This is a genomic window from Marinobacter sp. Arc7-DN-1 (genome assembly GCF_003441595.1).
GTDB classification, from domain to species: domain Bacteria; phylum Pseudomonadota; class Gammaproteobacteria; order Pseudomonadales; family Oleiphilaceae; genus Marinobacter; species Marinobacter metalliresistant.
This window is the reverse complement of the sequence record NZ_CP031848.1, coordinates 2,972,975-2,989,300: the sequence shown is the minus strand read 5'-3', so window position 1 is coordinate 2,989,300 and position 16,326 is coordinate 2,972,975. Positions and strand designations below refer to the sequence as shown.

The 16,326-nt window shown below is 61.5% G+C and carries 14 protein-coding genes; all 14 read right to left on the bottom strand.

Annotated features, from left to right (window positions below):
- Positions 1–4: 4 nt before the first annotated feature.
- Entirely contained in the window at positions 5–3,172 is a 3,168-nt protein-coding gene (locus tag D0851_RS14020; protein ID WP_117619198.1) for an efflux RND transporter permease subunit, read from the bottom strand.
- Complete coding sequence (locus tag D0851_RS14015) at positions 3,169–4,407, bottom strand: efflux RND transporter periplasmic adaptor subunit (protein WP_117619197.1); 1,239 nt, start codon at positions 4,405–4,407, stop codon at positions 3,169–3,171. The genes D0851_RS14020 and D0851_RS14015 overlap by 4 nt, the downstream gene beginning before the upstream one ends.
- A 63-nt stretch (positions 4,408–4,470) precedes the next feature.
- Complete coding sequence (locus D0851_RS14010) at positions 4,471–7,707, bottom strand: efflux RND transporter permease subunit (protein ID WP_117619196.1); 3,237 nt, start codon at positions 7,705–7,707, stop codon at positions 4,471–4,473.
- On the bottom strand, positions 7,704–8,783 hold the full coding sequence (locus D0851_RS14005) for an efflux RND transporter periplasmic adaptor subunit (RefSeq protein WP_117619195.1): 1,080 nt from the start codon (positions 8,781–8,783) through the stop codon (positions 7,704–7,706). The genes D0851_RS14010 and D0851_RS14005 overlap by 4 nt, the downstream gene beginning before the upstream one ends.
- 86 nt (positions 8,784–8,869) lie before the next feature.
- The gene (locus tag D0851_RS14000; RefSeq protein ID WP_117619194.1) at positions 8,870–9,760 is read right to left on the bottom strand and encodes a F0F1 ATP synthase subunit gamma; all 891 of its coding nucleotides are present in this window, start codon (positions 9,758–9,760) and stop codon (positions 8,870–8,872) included.
- Positions 9,744–11,279: a F0F1 ATP synthase subunit alpha gene (locus tag D0851_RS13995; protein WP_319922337.1), complete on the bottom strand. Its 1,536-nt coding sequence runs from the start codon at positions 11,277–11,279 to the stop codon at positions 9,744–9,746. The genes D0851_RS14000 and D0851_RS13995 overlap by 17 nt, the downstream gene beginning before the upstream one ends.
- On the bottom strand, positions 11,272–12,039 hold the full coding sequence (locus D0851_RS13990; protein WP_117619193.1) for a F0F1 ATP synthase subunit B: 768 nt from the start codon (positions 12,037–12,039) through the stop codon (positions 11,272–11,274). Before D0851_RS13990 ends, D0851_RS13995 begins: the two co-directional genes overlap by 8 nt.
- A gap of 3 nt (positions 12,040–12,042) precedes the next feature.
- Positions 12,043–12,330 carry a F0F1 ATP synthase subunit C gene (locus D0851_RS13985; protein WP_117619192.1) on the bottom strand — a complete coding sequence of 96 codons (288 nt, stop codon included), beginning with the start codon at positions 12,328–12,330 and terminating at the stop codon, positions 12,043–12,045.
- The gene (locus tag D0851_RS13980; protein WP_117619191.1) at positions 12,327–13,022 is read right to left on the bottom strand and encodes a F0F1 ATP synthase subunit A; all 696 of its coding nucleotides are present in this window, start codon (positions 13,020–13,022) and stop codon (positions 12,327–12,329) included. Before D0851_RS13980 ends, D0851_RS13985 begins: the two co-directional genes overlap by 4 nt.
- Positions 13,022–13,318, bottom strand: a complete 297-nt coding sequence (locus D0851_RS13975; RefSeq protein WP_205422207.1) for an ATP synthase subunit I — start codon at positions 13,316–13,318, stop codon at positions 13,022–13,024. The genes D0851_RS13980 and D0851_RS13975 overlap by 1 nt, the downstream gene beginning before the upstream one ends.
- Complete coding sequence (locus D0851_RS13970) at positions 13,305–13,613, bottom strand: AtpZ/AtpI family protein (RefSeq protein ID WP_117619189.1); 309 nt, start codon at positions 13,611–13,613, stop codon at positions 13,305–13,307. The genes D0851_RS13975 and D0851_RS13970 overlap by 14 nt, the downstream gene beginning before the upstream one ends.
- The gene (locus D0851_RS13965; RefSeq protein WP_117619188.1) at positions 13,610–14,020 is read right to left on the bottom strand and encodes an ATPase; all 411 of its coding nucleotides are present in this window, start codon (positions 14,018–14,020) and stop codon (positions 13,610–13,612) included. Before D0851_RS13965 ends, D0851_RS13970 begins: the two co-directional genes overlap by 4 nt.
- The gene (atpD, locus tag D0851_RS13960) at positions 14,017–15,405 is read right to left on the bottom strand and encodes a F0F1 ATP synthase subunit beta (protein ID WP_117619187.1); all 1,389 of its coding nucleotides are present in this window, start codon (positions 15,403–15,405) and stop codon (positions 14,017–14,019) included. Before atpD ends, D0851_RS13965 begins: the two co-directional genes overlap by 4 nt.
- Before the next feature lie 12 nt (positions 15,406–15,417).
- Positions 15,418–16,326, bottom strand: coding sequence for a carbamate kinase (gene arcC / locus D0851_RS13955; RefSeq protein WP_117619186.1), 909 nt, complete (start codon positions 16,324–16,326; stop codon positions 15,418–15,420).

Sequence of the window (16,326 nt, the reverse complement as noted above, 5' to 3'; positions counted from 1 at the left end):
CAGATTATTCCGGAGCGCCCAGGGGTTCGGCAGCCGTACCGTGGCGACTCGCCCGCCATTCCCGGAACTGCTCCAGCCATGACAGCAGCGCCGGAACCACCAGCAACACCAGCAATGTTGATAACCCCAGCCCAAAAGCGATAGACGTGGCCATGGGAATCAGAAACTGTGCCTGCAGGGACGTCTCGAACAGCAAGGGCAAAAGTCCGCCGATGGTCGTCAGAGATGTCAGCATCACAGCTCGCACCCGCTGAACCACCGCTTCGTTGAGCGCATCGGTAATGCCGAGCCCTTTTTTCCGCTGCTGGTTGTAGAAAGCTACGAGGATAATGGCGTTATTGACCACAATACCGGACAGGCCGAACAAACCAAACAGCGACAATATGGTCAGTTGCAGTCCCATCAGCCAGTGGCCGAGCAACGCCCCCACCAGGGCAAACGGAATAATGGCCATGACGATCAGCGGCAGACTCCAGGAAGCAAACACCCAGGCCAGAACCACATACATCAGCGCCAGGCCGATCACCAACCCGGTCTGCATATCGGACATGGTTTCCCGCTGATCCGCGGCCCGTCCCTCAAAGCTGTAACGCACGTTATAGCGGCTGGCAATTTCTGGCAGCGCCACGGCCTGAAGGCTTGCCAGAATCTGGTCTGTGGTGCTGACCCGGGTATTCAGGCCAGAGGTTACCTCAACCGCCAACCTGCCCTCGGCATGGCGCAGAGCCTGGAATCCCTGGCGGTGGTCCAGGTTCATCACCTGAGTCAGCGGAACAAAGCGCCCGTCCGGAACCCGAACCGTCATCCGGGACAGGGTGGACAGACGCTCACGCTGATCCCGGGGCAGTTGTACGCGAACTTCCACTTCGTCCCGGCCATCCTGGTAGATCTGGGCAATCCGGCCATCAAAGGCCGCCCTGAGCTGCCGGCCAAGATCTGAAGTGCTCAGCCCCAGGGCCTCGCCGTAGGCGCTGACCTGATAGATCAGCTGTTCCCGCCCCCAGGGCATGTCGTCTTCCACGTCCAGCACCCCGGGCAGAGTAGCAAGCGCCTGAATCAACTCGTCCGCTGCCTGTTTCAGGTTCTCGGCATTGTCGCCGGTCAGGCGGACGTTCACATCCCGACCCGGCGGCCCCGCCTGCCGTTCGGATATGGTCAGGCTATCCAGCCCGGCCGGTGTCTCCAGCCGGCTGCGCCACTCGGTTATGAATTCGGGGTTACGGACTGAACGCTGGTCCGAGGGCACCAGCTCGATCATCATTGAGCCCAGCTCATCGCCACTTCGTGAGTTGCCTTCGGCGCCCTGGGTTGCCCCCCGGGTAGTGACCGCATGGAGGATGAAATCGCCCCCCAGGGCCTCTTCGGTATCGTTGAGGGTTTGTTGCATCTGCTCAAGGAAGCCGTCCACCGTTCCCCGGGAAGTTCCGGCCACGAAACTGGCATTGGCGTAGAACACCGACGGCTCCGGCGTCGGGAAAAAGTTGAAACCGAGTCGGCCGCCAGCCAGTAGCCCGACGGTCACAATTGCCAGGGCAACCGCACCGGCAACCGTCGCGCCCCGGTGCTCGAGGCTGTAGCGGGAAAACCGGCGAAACCGGCCCTCCCGGAACTGGTCAAAACGTTGCTCAAAGCCGCGCCGAAACCGCTCGATCGGGCCCGGTTTTTTCGATTCGGGTGCCTCAGATCCTGTTGTTTGCTTTCGACGGGGAACAAAGGCGTGGCGCAGGTGCGCCGGAAGAACGATAAAGCACTCCAGAAGAGAGGCGACCAGTACGCAAATCATCACCAGCGGAATATCACCCAGGATATTGCCGATCACACCACCGACCACCAGCAGGGGCATGAAAGCTGCGACGGTAGTCAGGGAAGACGCCAGCACCGGCCAGACCATCCGCCTGGCGGCACCCTCGGACGCATAAATGGATTCCTCCCCCATTCGGGCGTGGGCATCGGCGTCTTCACCGACCACAATGGCATCATCCACGATGACCCCCAACGCCATGATCAGGGCAAACAGGGAAATCATGTTGATGGAGCCACCGATCAGCCAGAGTACCGCCATCGCCGCCAGGAACGCCGTCGGGATGCCAATAGCCACCCACATGGCCACCCGCCCCGGCAGGAACAGGTATAACAGACAGACCACCAGCACCAGACCGCCCAGGCCGTTTTTCACCAACAGGGAAATGCGATCGTCCAGCAACTGCCAGGTTTCATCGTAGACTTCCAGTGCCACCGTCGGCGGCAGCGCCGGCCGGGTGTCCGCCAGCCAGGTTTCCAGCACCTTGGCGGCCGCCAGTGAGTTACCGTTTTCTGACCGCTGCAACTGGAGCTCAACCGCCGGCTTGCCGTCTTTTTCCAGGGTTATCTGGCTTTCCCGGGCTTCCTGCCGGATGCTCGCAACATCTCCGAGGTTCAGTTGGATGCGCTCACCACTGAGCAACGGGATATTTTCGAATTCCTGGGGGCTACGGCGCTGCTCCACGGCCCGAAGTTCCCGGGTCGCATCCTGTTGCGCCATCATGCCCGCTGGCAGATCCCGTGAAATGGCGGCAACTCGCTCAGCGACCTGCTCCAGCGACAGCCCCAGCGTCTCCAGCCGCTCCACCGGCACATCGATGCTGATTTGCTGCTCCGGCAAGCCCCGAATGGACACCCGGTCAATGCCCCGCTGCAGCAATTCGTCCTCGAACCGATAAGCCAGCTGTCGCAACTCACTACGGTCCACATCACCAATAACCAGCAGCCGGGCGACGGGCTCATACCGTTCTATCCGGGTTACCTGGGGTTCCTCCGCCTCGGCGGGGAAGTTGGTGAATTCGTCCACCTGTTGGCGAACGTCGTCCAGGGCCAGAATCGGATCGGTGCCCTCCTCGAATTCCAGGGTGATGGACGACACGCCCTGGGCCGATGTCGAGGTCATTTTTTTCAGGCCGTCGACACTGCGCAGGCGCTGCTCCAGCGGGTTGGTAATGCCCTGCTCCACGTCTTCGGCGGAAGCGCCGCTCCAGACCACGCGAACGCTGACCACATCCAGGGCAAAGGTGGGAAAAAACTGGATGTTCATCCGGGTCAGGGCCAGCACGCCACCGAGCAACATCACCAGCATCACCAGGTTGGCAGCAACCCGGTGATGAACGAAAAAGCCGATTACCCCCTTTTTGCGCCTCATTGGGCCGCTGCTCCGGAATCTGCCACGTCCACCCTGAGGCCGGCAATGGCATTGGGCAGATGTGTGGTGATCAGGCGCGCCCCGGAGACAAGCGCCTCACCGGACACCAGCAGGCGACGCTCGCCATTGCTGCCACGGGCTTCGCCGACCCGCTCGATCCTGGCCCGCTCCATCCGGTTATCCGGGGTCATCAGGTAGACGCTGTCGGCACCATAGAGTGCACTGAAAGGAATCGCGACAGTATTGTCCCGGGCAGCGCGTTCGAGGATCACCGGCGTCAGCTCTCCCGGGCGAAGCCCCCCGGGTTCGCCCTCAAGTTCCAGGATGGCCTCGGTACCGGAGGGATCGCTGGTACCGGCGAATCGAACCAGCCGGAACCGGTGTTGACCACCCGTGCTGGTCGCCATCAGGGTTTCTCCCCGCTCCAGGGCATCCAGCAATTCGCCACGAAACATCTCCGGCACCCGCGCCCTGAGTTCGAGACCGTCGACGGGATACAGCGACAGCAGGGACTCGCCGCGGCTGACCTGGTCACCCTCGGCCACCTGAATGTCGGTGACGATACCATCGAAGGGCGCGATCATCCGGGCCCGCCCGGCATCCCGGCGGGTGCTGTCGAGGTTGGCTTCGGCCTGGGCCAGCTTCGCCTCCAGGCTCTGCAGGCGGGCCGGATGTTCCTCAATCGCCCGCTGCCGGGTAGTCACGGTCAGTTCTGCCCGGGCGGCGGCGTCAGTGGCCGCTTCCAGCCCCTCCCGGGACGCCAGGTTGCGGTTCACCAGTGACCGCGTACGCTCAAGCTGGCGACGGGCGTTGTCGAGAATGGCCTGCTCACTGGCCAGCGCCACCTGATCATTCCGGTAGCGCACCTGTTCCGAACGGATCTGGGCCTCCAGGTCCGCCACCTGCGCTTCCGCCTGGGCAAGCGCCGGCCGGATGTCGGCATCCTCCAGAGCCACCAGCAGGTCGCCCTCCCTCACCCTCCAACCCTCGGTCACGGGGCGTTCCCCGATACGCCCGGCGAGCGTTGCAATAACCGTCAGTTGCTCCGGGGCGGTGACCTCCCCATACAGCGGCAACACCGGAGTGTGGGTGCCCGGTTCAATCCGCTGTACCTGAACACGCCAGCTACGCTCGGTGGTGCTCACTTCGGCGGGCTCCGGGCGAGTCATCTTGAGAAACAGGAAACCGGCAATGCCGATGGCGAGAATCAATACAGGAGTGAGTCTTTTGGACATTACGTGCTGGCCAGCTATGGTAAATAAGGCCCGTCGGGCTGTTAGGTTCAGGCTACTATACAGTCAACCACCGTTTTCGGATCGGCGAGCCAGAGTGTAGTACAGCAGGGGAACCACCAGAACCGTCAGCAGCGTGGACATGGCCAGACCAAAGATCAGCGAGATTGCCAGGCCGTTGAATATCGGATCATTCAGAATGAAGTAAGCACCTACCATCGCCGAAATGGCGGTCAGGACAATGGGCTTGATCCGAACCGCACCGGCCAGAACCACCGCTTCGTCCAGTTCCACCCCTTCCTCGATCAGTTGCCGGATAAACACCACCAGCAAAATGGAATTACGCACGATGATACCGGCCAGGGCTATCATGCCGATCATACTGGTTGCGGTGAACTCTCGCCCCAGCAGGGCATGGCCAGGCATGATCCCGATCAGCGTCAGCGGAATGGGGGCCATGATGACCAGTGGCAGGATATACGAGCGGAACTGCGCCACCAGCAGAACAAAGATCATGAACACACCCACGCTGTAAGCGGCCCCCATATCCCGGAAGGTTTCATAGGTAATCTGCCATTCACCGTCCCATTTGAGCGCGCCTTTTTCCGGGAGCGTCGGCTGGCCGATAAAGTATTGTTCCGGGGCGCCTTCCAGCTGCTTCAGGCGCTCCACCATGGCAAACATGCCATACAGCGGTGAATCAGTCTCGCCAGCCATATCCGCCGTCACATAGGTCAGCGGCAGCAGGTCCTTGTGATAGATCGCACCCATCCAGTCCGCTTCACGAATGTCGGCAATGCTCGCCAGCGGGACCAGATTGCCGTTACGGCTGCGCACCTGCAGGGAGAGAAGCACCGACGGCTGAGCCTTGTCGCCCTCGGCAAGAATCACCCGGATCGGAACGGGATACTTGGCGTGATCGTCATGCAGGAAGCTGACACTGGTCCCGCCAAGCGCTGTCTGCAGGGCACCGACGACCTGGGCCTGAGAAACGCCAAGCCGCGCCGCCCGTTCACGGTCCACCACAACTTCCCACTGCCGGGTCGGAGCTTCGAGGGTGGTGTCGATATCCACCAGTCCATCGACTTCCGTCATACCCTCTGCCACGCCGCGGGCCAGTTCCGCCCGACGGGATTCATCCACCGCGTAGATTTCGGCCACCACCGGAGACAGAACCGGGGGCCCCGGGGGCACCTCCACGACCTTCACGCTGGCACCGTATTTGTCGGCAACCGCCTTCAGTGGCGCCCGCAAGGACTGGGCAATGTCGTGGGACTGTCGATCCCGGTTTTCCTCGCTGCTCAGGTTGATCTGGATATCGCCCTGGTAGGGATCATTGCGCAGGTAATACTGGCGTACGAGGCCATTAAAGTTGATAGGGGATGCCGTGCCGGCGTAGGTCTGCCAGGTGGCGACTTCGTCTACCGATTCAAGGTACCCGCCCATTTCCATCAGTACCCGCTGGGTCTGCTCCATCGGGGTGTATTCAGGCATGTCGACCACGACCTGCAGCTCGGACTTGTTGTCGAAGGGCAGCATTTTCAGGATAACCGCCATAAAGACCGGCAACGACGCAGCCGCAATGGTCAGTCCAACCACACCCAGCCCAAGCAGTCGGCGACGCCAGGGATGATCACCGAGAAACGGGCCCAGGACCGTCCGGAAAATGCGCAGGGACAAGGGGCTGACGCCGTCAGCGGAACTGGAAGCCTCGTCCGCTTCGGAGGCCATTTCTCCTTGCTTGTGTTTCAGCAACCGGAAGGCCAGCCAGGGCACGACAACAAAGGCCACGATCTGGGACAGCACCATCCCCGCCGAGGCATTGATCGGGATGGGACTCATGTACGGCCCCATGAGGCCACTGACAAAGGCCATCGGGATCAGCGCCGCCATGACGGTCAGGCTGGCCATGATGGTGGGCGTTCCCACTTCGTCGACGGCGACGGGAATGATGTCCTTCACCGCCTGGCGGGAGTTCCGGATCCGACGATTGATGTTCTCGGTGATCACGATACCGTCATCCACCAGTATGCCGATGGAGAAAATCAGCGCGAACAGGGACACACGATTGAGGGTAAAACCCCAGGCCCAGGAAAACACCAGGGTCAGCAACAGGGTAATCAGGACCGCAACACCGACGATCAGGGCCTGGCGCCAGCCCATGGCCGCCAGCACCAGCAGCACCACGCTCAGGGTGGCGGAGATCAGATCGGTGATCAGCTTGCGGGCCTTCCGGGACGCCGTCACGCCGTAGTCCCGGGTAACCAGCACTTCCACGCCCTCGGGTAATGCCCGGTTTCGCAACTGCTCCAGACGCTCTTCAATGGCCGTGGTGATATTGACGGCGTTTTCTCCCGGTTTCTTGGCGATCGCCAGGGTTACCGCGGGGTACATTTCGCCGGGCCGACCGGCGATTCCGTTTTCATGTGCCGGCCCGAAGCCCGTCATTACGCTCTGATCGGCCACCGTGCCACCCCGGCTGATTTCGGCCACATCCGCCAGGTAAACCGCTGAGCCATTCTGCATACCCACCACCAGACGGCGAACATCGTCGACCGATTCCAGCAGGGTTCCGGCCTGAACCGGGATGGAGACGTTATCCCTTGTAATCCGGGCCTCCTGGCTGCTGGCATTGGCGGCAGACAGCGCATTTCGTAGATCGTCAATGGTCAGGTTGAAGCCTGCCAGCAGTGCCGGATCAAACCGGATATCGACCCGGTCGGGGATGCCCCCGGTGGTGTAGACGTCCCGGGTGCCCGGAACCCGCTTCAGGACGACCTCCAGCATATGGGCAAGGCGGGTAAGCTCTTCCCCGGTGTGCCCGTGAACCGGATCGTAAAGGGTCAGGGTCATCACCGGAACATCGTCAATCCCCTTGGGCTTGATGACCGGCTGGCTGGCTCCGAGGTTGGCTGGCAGCCAGTCCTGATTCGAATACACCTGGTTGTAGAGCCGCACCAGCGCCTCCTGGCGCGGCACGCCCACTTCAAACTGGACGGTAATCACTGCCTGGCCCTGCCGCGACACCGAGTAGACATGCTCCACGCCCTGAATCTCGCTCATCACCTGTTCGGCGGGCGTGGCTATGGCGTTTTCCACCTCGCGGGTGCTGGCTCCGGGAAACGCCACCATGATGTCGGCCATGGTGACATCGATCTGGGGCTCTTCCTCCTTGGGTGTGACCACCACGGCCAGGATACCGAGAATAATCGCCAGAATAGCAAGCAATGGCGTGAGATGATTGTTCTGAAACACCCGGGCAATGGCCCCGGATGGCCCCACAGGCGGCAGCTCCCGGCTCACGGATTCGCCTCCGGGCCCGACTCTGTACCTAACTCCGTGACAAGGTTCAGCCGATCACTGCCAACCAGCTCCGATGGGTTGGTAACCACCCGTTCGCCTTCGCTCAGGCCCGCCAGGATTTCGAGCCGGCCATTATCGCGGACCCCGGTGCGCACCTGGCGGAGCCGGGGCCGGCCCTGATCATCCAGCACAAAAACCGCTCTCAGTTCGCTGCGCTGAATCAGGCTGCTGGCCGGCACCCAGAGGGCCTCACGACTGGCGACGGGCACGCCGACTTTGACCAGCATGCCGGGAAACAGGGAGCCGTTGGGCTCACTCAGGCGCATTCTCAGGCGGAAGGTGTGGGTTTCCGGATTCGCGTAGGGGTAAAAGGTCATCTCACCGGTCTCCAGCACCCGGCCATCGGCAAGAGTGACCTTTGCCTGGCGCTCGGTCCGCGCGAGTTCCGCGTATTTCTGTGGCAGTTCAACCACGACCCGGAGCTGCTCCAGGGAGAGCCCGCTGAGCAGTGGCTGGCCGGGATTTACGGACTCTCCTACTTCCACATGCCGCTCGGTGAGGATGCCGCCATAGGGCGCCAGCACCCGGGTGTAGGACAGCTGCTCCCGGGCCTCGGCAACCGTGGCGCTGGCACGCTCCACCCTGGCCCGGGCGGCCGCCAGATTGTTGCGAGCCTGATCAAACTCCTGGCGGGACACCAGTCCCCGTTCATGAACCGCCTCGATACGCTCAAAGCGTTGGCGCGCATCCGAGAGTGCCGCTTCGGCTTCCTCCAGTCCCGCCTGGGCCTGGCGCAGCCGGGACCGTTGTTCACTGTCCTCGAGCTGAACGATAAGGTCTCCGGCGGCGACAGAATCGTCAACATCATAGGGCAGGCTCTGGACGGTACCACTGGTCTGGGCAGAGACAGTGCTCTGCTGAACAGCCTCAATAACACCATCAAGATGGACGGTCTCATGAAACTCGCTGCGCTCCGTGACCGCTGTCATCAGCGCCCGGGCGCCGTCCTGCCCCTGGACCGCAGAGGCCAGCAGCCCCAGAGTGACGATAAAGCCCGCAGCAGCTAACCGCCCCATTGAGCACCTCCTGGATGACACATTTGGTTATTAGTTAATAAGCCAATGTTATCAGCAATCCTCCCCTGAAAACATGCGGGGGCTGCTCATAACGCTGGTGATTCCTTTTTCAGTGCCTCAAAACCGATAATGATGTCCATGAGCTCATTGGTAATCTCATCCTGACGCACCAGCCTGAATTGCCCTCCAACCTCCTCAAGCCGTTCATCAACCGCCTGTTCCGCCTGCTGCATCAACGCAAGCCTGGCCGCGTTCTCGGTGACCATTGCTTCCGCCGATGCCTGAAAAACGCTGGCAAAGATATGGTTACGAAGCAGCGCTGCAAGCAGCGGCGTCGCCTGCATCGTGTAGTCGGGGAGGGACCGGGACTGCCAGCCCACCTTGCCCGGATCCGACAGCAGCGAGGGTGGCAAGGGCAACAACGGGCTTACTGCCGGTTCACGCTGCCCCTTTCCTGCCCGCCGGGTGAACACCAGGGTTACGGCAATCCGGTTATGTACGTCGCCACCCCCGATCTCGTCCAGCCGGGTCACGATGTCACTGGCAAGGCGCCCGATGCCATCGGCCGACGCCGGCGGCAGGAAGGTGACTTCCGGGCCAAGCCCCTGATCGCTGAGGGCGTCATTCATGCGGGCGCCGACGCACAATACCCGGGTACCGCCCTCGCTCCGGGAAGCCTCGATCAATGCCCTCGCGGCAAGCACCTCGTTGTAATTGCCACACAGGCCATGATCAGAGCCGAACACCACCAGAATCCGTTCAGCCCGCGCAGCGACAGGCATCGCAATGGGGCCGGTTTTGGCAACAAATGCCCGGATGCCGGTCAGCACCGTCTGGTGGTAGGACTCAACAGACCTCGCCGCATGCTCATACGGTACCGCGTTGATCGCGGACATGGTTTTCATGGTGTGAACAATGCCGCGAATACTGGTCAGCGTGGCGGTGAGGCGGGACAGGGTTTCAAGTGTCTGGGTCATGGCCATCGCCTCCAGGCAACTTTAACACCTCACGGGCCACCCGCAGGAGGGTTGCCTTTTCGTCGTCGTCCAGAGAACGGTTTTGCCCGATGCTCCCGGCAACGCCTTTCAGGGTGTCGCCGACACCTTCCCGGATCCTGGCCATGGCCTCGGCAACGGCGGTTTCGGACAGTCCGTCGAGCAGCCCTTCCATCGCGGCCATCAGCACCAGAAGCTGTTCCACTGCCGGAACCGGGTCCCGCTCGGGCTGACGCAACGCGGCACGCACGGCAGCCCCGCGGCTCAGGCGGGCCCGGGTGTTATCATCCAGGCGGGTACCAAAACGGGCAAAATCCTCCAGTTCCTCAAACTGGGACAGGGTGACGCGCAGGTTGCCCGCCACATCCCGGAACGCCCGATGCTGGGCCTTGCCCCCTACCCGCGATACGGATAACCCGATATCCACCGCAGGAAACTGGTTTTTTCGCACCAGCCGGGGCGACAGATAGATCTGGCCATCGGTAATCGAAATCAGATTGGTCGGAATGTACGCGGACAGATTTTCCGCCTGCGTTTCGACAATGGGCAGCGCGGTGATGGCCCCCCCCCCAGCTTCCGGCGTGAACTGTCCCGCCCGTTCGAGGAGTCGTGCGTGCACATAGAATATGTCACCCGGGAAGGCTTCCCGACCCGGCGGGCGACGCAGTAGCAGGGACAGCTCGCGATAGGAACGGGCATGGTGTGTCAGGTCGTCGAGAACAACCAGCACATCCCTGCCATGGTTTGAAAAGTATTCGGCCATGGTCATCGCCGCATACGGTGCGATGTAGGCGAGGCCCGGCGTGTCCTCATCGCCGGCAGCAACCACGATGGTGTTCGCGATCTGACCACTTTGCCGAAGGGTTTCAATCACACGGGCAACCGCGTCACCGCGCTGGCCGATCGCGCAATAAATGCTGAGAACATTCGAACGGGCCTGGTTGAGAATGGTATCGACAGCAATGGACGTTTTTCCGGTTTGCCGGTCGCCGATAATCAACTCCCGCTGGCCCAGCCCAACGGGCACCGCGCCATCAATCGCCTTGATGCCGGTGGCGAGGGGGCGGGTGACCGGCGCACGGCTCAGTATACCCGGGGCGCTGGCCTCCACCGGCCTTTCCGCGGTCGAGGCCACCCTGCCTTTCCCGTCCCGGGGCTCGCCGGTGGCATCGACAACACGGCCGATGAGGCCAGGCCCCACCGGCACACTGAACACTTTATGAGTCCGCCAGACATCCTCCCCGAACATCACCCGCTCCGAGGGCCCAAGCAGGATAACGCCCAGCCGGCCTGGCTCCAGATCAAGCACCACACCCCGGACACCCGAGGCAAAGACCAGCAGCTCATCCGCCAGGGCCCTCGCCAGGCCAGACACCACGGCAATACCGTCACCCACCTCCGTAACCATGCCCACTTCGGTCAGTGCCAGTGAAGGACTCGGGATGTCCATCAGGGTATCAATGAACCTCTTTGTTGCGGTCATCGCCGGTTCTTCAGCCATGATTGTTTACCCTGCCGGATCCACCGGCGGCCAGCCGGTCTGCCAATAACCCGGTCAGCTCGTCGGTATAACTATCGACTGTCCAGGCCACCTGAACACTGCCAATCCGCAGAATCAGACCAGGAGCCTGACGGGCATCCGTGGTAAAACTCAAGGAAAGACCGGGAGCCAGACGTTCCAGCGCGGCCCTGATCTTTTCCTGCGTGTTCTCCGGAAGCGGCGTATGGGTAGTGGCAATGGCCTGTTCCGAACGGCCAGCAGCGGAGGTAAGCTCCCGTACCAAAGGTTTCAGCTTGCCGATCACATTCAGGGCAATGTGTTCCTCCAGATCCTCATCCGCCAGATCATGCAGTGCCCGGCGAACCAGTCGGTAGAGGGTTTCGGCGCTGGCCAGGTGCAACTCCCTGGTGAATCTTTCCCGCTCTGCCTCCAGATGCGACTGCCAGTCCTGTTTTTCGCGTTCCAGGTTCTTGCGAGTGTCGGCCAGCAGGGCATCTTTCTCTTGTTCCGCCTGCTCGCGAATCCGCTCCGCATTAACGGAGTTATCTGCCAGCAATTTCTGCTTCTGTTCCAGAAACGCGGCTTCGGCTGCGGCGGCTTTTTTCCGGGCGACCTCCGCCTCACCCATGCGTGTTGCGATCTCCGCCTCACGGGCATCAATCCCATTCAGGATGGGCTTGTACAGAAAGCGCTTGAGCAGCCAGACCAGCACAAGAAAGTTGCCAACCTGGGCAAGGATCGTGACCCAGTCAACAGACATGGTTCAACCCGCGGCCGACTGGGCGGACTGCAGAGCCTGATCCCAGAAGGGATTGGCAAACAGGACGATCATCGCCACGACAAAACAGTAAATTGCCGTGGACTCAATCATTGCCAGGCTGACGAATAGGGTCCGCGAAAGTGTCGATGCCGAATCCGGCTGCTGGGCAATGGCGGCAAGGGCCGCGGCTGCAGCCCTGCCTTCTCCCAGAGCAGGGCCGATTGCACCAAAAGACACGGACAGGCCAGCGGTCAGAATCGAGACCGCAGCAATAAGCGCAAAGTCAGTCATTTGTCGTTCTCCTTGCTCAGGGACTTTCCAGTGGTGGCTGTCGCCGATGAGATATAAACCGTCGCCAGGATGGCGAATATGTAGGCCTGGATCAGGCCCGTCAGCAAACCGAGTACATCCATAACCACGGGAAAAAAGAATGGGGCGACACCCAGCAGGATGCCCGCGATGACCGCGCCGCTCATAACGTTGCCATACAGACGGATGGCCAGGGAGATACCACGCGAGAACTCGCTGATGATATTGAACGGCAACATGATGACGGATGGCTGGATGTAGGTTTTGAGATAGCCACCGATGCCCTGCCGGGTAATCCCGAACAGCGGCACAGCAATCAGTACCGACAACGCCAGGGCAGCGGTGGTGGAGAGCGAGGCAGTCGGCGGGGAAAAGCCCGGCACCACCAGCAGCAGATTCGACAACGCGATGAACAGGAACAGCGTTCCGGAAAAATAGAGCACATGGCGCGAAGCGTGCGGCGAGATTTCCTCGATCTGGCTCTGGATGACCGTCACAATCACTTCCAGGGTGGTGCGCCAGCGGTTTGGTGGCACATCCGGCCGTAAATTGCGGGTAATGAGAATTGAGGCAACGGTCAGTATGATCATGACGATCCACGTATTAACGACCGTTTCGTTAATGCCCATGCCCCAGATCGTGAACACTATGGTCTCATCGGGTGTCAGTTCCATCAGATATCCTCCGGACGTGGCAGGCGGGCAAGCGTGGTAGCAAACAAGCGCACGAGGAAAAAGGCCAGTCCATAACCGGCAAAGGCCCAAGGCAGGGTTACACCGGCAGTCACCAGCCAACCAACGGATAGCAGCAGCCCGATCCGAACCAGAGCGCTGGGCAGAAGCACCGAACTGGGACGGGAGGCACCCAGTGCCACACGCACAGTCACTGCCAGACCCGCAAAATACAGAATGCTCACCACCACACCGGCACCAAAGCCCATCAGCGCGCCCGGCCAGTCAATGATCACCATTGTCATCCTCCTCTTCCCTGCTTTCCCTGCTGATCCAGGCCCAGGCAATGAAACCACCCAGGGCGACACCGCCCAGAATCAGCGCAATAACCCACGGAAATTCCTGGGGCAGGTTGCGATCAAGCCACATCCCCAGGAAAGCGCCACCCACGGTCGGGACGGCAATGGACCAGCCAATCATACCGAAGGCCCCCAAACCGCGCAGCGGGCTGACCCCGGGGTTATCCCTGGTTTTTTTCAGACGTCGGGCCCGACGGCCAATATCGTCCTCCGGGGATCCGCGCCGCCGGGTCATGGCTTGGGCCGCTGCAGGTCGGCAAACCGGCGCACCATGCCGGCCTCCAGCCTGGACAGTGCGGATCGGGCCACGCGTTCGTCTTCGTCCACCTCGATAAAATTCTTCTTGACGCTTGCCTGCAGGGAGTCGAGGTTCTCGCCGAGGACACCTCGCCGGATGGCGATATCCACCTGATGGCCTTTTTTCACCAGAATGCCCTCGTCGATGCCGAAGATCTGCTCATTGCCATCCGCCAGGGTCAGAATCAACACCGACGGTTCCAGCGCGGTGACGAAATCAATGTGATTGGGCAATAGCCCGAAGGCTCCGTTTTCCGCCACGGCGAACAGCTTGCGGGCCATGCCCTGATAGAGAACCCGGGTCGGCAGCCTGAGGCACACCTCCATCTCCGTCGCCATTGTCATGCCACCACCTCCGGCAATGCGCCAATCATGTAGTACTCACTTTCGCTCTGCCCGAACTCAGTCTGCTCCAGAATGGTTTCACAGCCATCAAGTGTCTCAGCGATGGTCACACGCTTGCCTTCGGCACCGGTAAAGGCCGCGGTGGTAAAAAACGGCTGGGTCAGGAATCTTTCCAGCCGGCGGGCACGGGCAACGGTTGACCGGTCCGCCGCCGACAGCTCCTCAATGCCCAGCATGGCGATGATATCCCGCAATTCCTCGTATTCAGCCAGGGTTCGGCGCACCGCCCGGGCAATGTCGTAATGTCGCTGCCCGACCACAGAGGGCGTAAGCATGACCGAGGACGATGCCAGGGGATCTATCGCCGGGTACAAACCTTCGCTCGCACGTTTTCGTGACAGCACCACGGAACCGGACAAATGGGAGAAAATATGGGCGGCAGCAGGGTCGGTGAAATCGTCGGCCGGCACGTAAACGGCCTGAACCGACGTGATTGCGGCGCTGCGGGTTGAGGTGATTCTCTCCTCCAGCTCGGCCAGCTCGGTCGCCAGTGTCGGCTGATAGCCAACCCGCGAAGGCATCCGCCCCAGTAGCCCGGACACTTCCGAGCCCGCCTGGACAAAGCGGAAAATGTTGTCGATCAGCAACAGCACATCCCGGTGCTGTTCGTCGCGGAAATATTCCGCCATGGTCAGCGCGGTCTTGCCGATCAGGAACCGGACACCCGGAGCCTCGTTCATTTGCCCGAACAGCATGACGGTGTTATCAAGTACACCGGCCTCGCCCATTTCCCGGTAAAGCTCTTCCGCCTCCCGGGACCGTTCGCCAATACCGCAAAACAGGCTGACGCCCTTGTGTTGCTGAACCGTGTTATGGATCAGTTCGGTAATCAGAACCGTCTTTCCCACCCCGGCGCCACCGAACAGGCCGGTTTTTCCACCCCGCTCAATGGGAGACAGCAGATCAATGGCCTTGATGCCGGTTTCCAGAATCTGGCTTCGGACCACACGGTCTTCCAGCAACGGCGGGAGCTGATGGATAGCGCGGCGCTCACTGGTAGCCGGGACCGGTTTGTTATCCACAGGCGCACCAAATACGTTGAGCATACGCCCCAGTATGGCATCACCCACCGGCACGGTGATCGACGAACCGGTCGCCCGAACCGGCATCCCCAAGCCCAGCCCCTTCACCGGGGCCAATGCCATGCAACGGACCACGCCCTTGTCCTCAAGTGCGGCCACCTCGAGGGCAATCTTGCCAGCGTACAGGAGCTCGCGAATGTGGGGTACCGGCTCAGGAAACCGGACACTCACAACACCGCCCCTGATACCAACGATGATGCCGGTGCCAGGCCCCGGCGACGCGTCCAGCGTATCCTGACTCATAACAGGAACCTGTTACCCGGCAGACACACGAGTGCCTGCCGCCCCCTGAAGTATGGCAATGGCATCCCGCAGCCGGCCGATGCCGCTGAATCCGCCGGCTTCCGCAAATTCACAGGCGGCGGCCAGCTTCGGCCCCATCGAGCCGGCGGGCATATCCAGTGCTCGCGCCTCGGCCACCGTCAGTGTGGAAACCGGCGTCGACTGATCGGTGCCAAAATCCCGGTAGACGGCATCAACATCGGTCAGCAGGAGCAGCGCATCCGCGCCCAGTTGTCTGGCCAGCAGCGCGCTGGCGGCGTCCTTGTCGATGACCGCTTCAATGCCCACCAGACTGCCGTCTTCCCGGCGCAGCACCGGTATTCCGCCACCACCGGTGCAGACCACGACCACACCCTGCTCCAGCAACATTTGCAACACTCGCAAATCCGGTATTTCCAGGGGTTTGGGGGAGGGCACCACCCGTCGCCACTTGTCACCGTCCGGCGCAATACTCCAGCCCGCGCCTGCTGCCCGGCGCTCGGCCTCAGCGCGTTCGTACACCGGCCCGACAAACTTGGCCGGTTTCGCAAAGGCGGGATCTTTCGGGTCCACCACCACCTGTGTCAGTAAGGTGGCGACCGGACGGTCATGTTCCAGGGCGTTTTCCAGCTCCTGTTCGATCATATAACCGATCATGCCCTCGGTTTCCGCACCCAAAACATCCAGCGGATAAGCCTCATCCGGCTTGTAGGACGCGCCCTGAAGTGCCAGCAACCCCACCTGCGGACCGTTGCCGTGGGTCACTACCAGATCGTGTCCGGCACGGACAATCTGTGCCAGCGATTTGGCCGCGACCTGCACATTACGGCGCTGAGCCTCTGCCGTCAGCGGCTCTCCGCGCTTCAGAAGGGCGTTACCACCCAAAGCTGCGACCACCAGCAT